Origin of the sequence: Myxococcus llanfairpwllgwyngyllgogerychwyrndrobwllllantysiliogogogochensis, from assembly GCF_006636215.1 — a bacterium.
Classification (GTDB): Bacteria; Myxococcota; Myxococcia; order Myxococcales; family Myxococcaceae; genus Myxococcus; species Myxococcus llanfairpwllgwyngyllgogerychwyrndrobwllllantysiliogogogochensis.
Map to the genome: position 1 here is coordinate 1 of NZ_VIFM01000747.1, position 458 is coordinate 458.

Sequence of the window (458 nt, forward strand, 5' to 3'; positions counted from 1 at the left end):
CGCCCGATCCGTCCGCGCGCGGCAGGCCGCGCGCGTCGCGCGGATCCGGGCCGGTGGTGACGAGGGAGGTGAGCGCGGGCTCGACGGGGCCGAGGCGGTCCAGCGCCGGACGCGGCCGCTGCACGCCCGCGATGCCGGCGAAGGCGTGTTCCATCGCCCGACCGGTGGCCAGCGTACCCAGGTCGTCGCGGAAGCGCCCCACCACCTGCAGGCCGAACGGCATGCCCTGGCCGTCCAGGCCGCAGGGCAGGCTGAGCGCGGGGTGCGTGGTGAGCGTCGTCACGTAGGTGAGTGCCAGCCAGCGGTAGTAGTTGGCCTGGGGCTCGCCGTTGATGTGGCTGGCGAACAGCTCCGTCCACGGGAACGGCGAAACCGGCGTGGTCGGCGCGAGGATCACGTCGAACGATTCGCAGGCTTCCTGGAAGCGCGCCAGGATGCGCGTCTGCTCGGCCTGGGCC

General features: G+C 73.8%; 1 protein-coding gene. It reads right to left on the minus strand.

Annotated features, from left to right (window positions below; all coding sequences use genetic code 11):
* A partial coding sequence (locus FJV41_RS57375; RefSeq protein ID WP_246137936.1) for an amidase family protein occupies nucleotides 1-458 on the minus strand: 458 nt, incomplete at both ends.